The sequence below is a fragment of the Mycobacterium asiaticum genome, assembly GCF_001668675.1.
Classification (GTDB): domain Bacteria; phylum Actinomycetota; class Actinomycetes; order Mycobacteriales; family Mycobacteriaceae; genus Mycobacterium; species Mycobacterium asiaticum_D.
Genome location: NZ_LZKQ01000182.1, coordinates 1 through 1,537, shown reverse-complemented (window position 1 = coordinate 1,537; position 1,537 = coordinate 1). Strand labels below are relative to the sequence as shown.

Annotated in this window: 1 pseudogene; it reads left to right on the top strand. The window is 78.3% G+C overall.

Going from position 1 to position 1,537, the window contains the following annotated elements:
• Window positions 1–1,537 (top strand): annotated as a pseudogene (locus A9X01_RS29925) (PE family protein); the annotation flags it as partial.

Below are 1,537 nucleotides of genomic sequence, written 5' to 3'. Positions count from 1 at the left end.
GGGGCGATGGGGGGGGGGGGGGGGGGGGGGGGGCCCCCCCGCGGGGGGGGGGGGGGGGGGGGGGGGGGGGGGGGGGGGGGGGGGGGGGGGGCGGGCGGGGGGGGGGGGGGGGGGGGGGGGGGGGGGGGGGGGCCGGGCCCACCGGTGGTGTCGGTGGGGTCGGCGGCGCGGCGTGGTTACTGGGCAGCGGTGGGGCCGGCGGTATCGGCGGGGCCGGTGAGTCCGCGGGGACCGGCGGTGCCGGCGGTAACGGTGGCTGGCTGTTCGGTCACGGTGGCGCGGGCGGCAGTGGTGGCACGGCGACCACGTTGGGGGCCAGTGGCGGGGCTGGCGGGACCGGCGGGCAGGCCCATCTGTTCGGCAACGGCGGGATCGGCGGGCAGGGCGGCACCGGCATGACTGGCGTGGCGGGCGACTCTGGCACCTTGTCGGGTGAGTCCGGCCTGGACGGTGGCATCGGTGGGCAAGGCGGAGTCGGCGGCACCGGGGGTCGCGGCGGCTGGCTGATCGGTAACGGCGGAGCTGGCGGAGCCGGCGGTGTTGGCGGAGGTGGCGGCGCCGGGGGTGCGGGTGTTACTGGCGCGAATGCGGACCTGGGTGGCGGCAACGGTTTCGACGGCGGCCACGGCGGCCGCGGTGGGGCCGGCGGGACCGGCGGGACCGGCGGGGCGGGTGGCAGCAGCGGGCTGCTGGGCCTGGCGGGTGCTCATGGCGGGGGCGGTACCGGTGGCGCGGGCGGTGCTGGTGGCATCGCCGGTGATGGAGGCACCGGTGGCACCGGCACCTTCAACAACGGTGGCACCGGTGTCGGTGGAACCGGGGGTAAGGGTGGCGACTCCGGATTGGGCGGAGCCGGTGGCCTAGGCGGGGATAACGGCAACGGCACCCGTGCGGCGAGTGGTGTCGCCGGCACTAGCCCGACCACCGGCGGTAACGGCGGCACTGGTGGCAAGGGCGCCGACAGCCTCGCGGGTGGAATCGCCGGCGGCACCGGCGGGGCCGGTGGCGATGGGGGCAGAGTCGGCAATGGTGGCACCGGCGGGGCCGGCGGCAACGGTGCGCTAGGTGGCTCGGGCGTGGGCGAGGCGGACGGTGCGGCCGGCGGTCTGGGCGGCGACGGCGGTGCTGGCGGCCGCGGCGGGGTCGATGGCGGCAATGGTGGTAACGGTGGCGCCGGCGGCAGCGGTGGCAAGGGCGGAACGGGCGGAACCGGCCGGAGCTACCTGCCCGACTTCTCCACGCCCGGAGCCGACGGTAAAGACGGCGGTCATGGCGGTGCCGGTGGCGCGGGCGGGGCTGGAGGCAACGGTGGGGCCGCCGGGCAAGCGCTATCCACCACAGGTCAGCACGGTATCGACGGTGCCGGCGGGGCTGGTGGTGATGGCGGTGACGGCGGTGCCGGCGGCCGCGGTGCCGACGGTACGAAAGGCTCGTTCGAAAACGGCGGCACCGGGGTGGGCGGGGCCGGCGGCAAGGGCGGTGACGCCGGCCAGGGCGGAGCTGGCGGAAAGGGTGGCAGTGGGTCGGCGACCGGCGC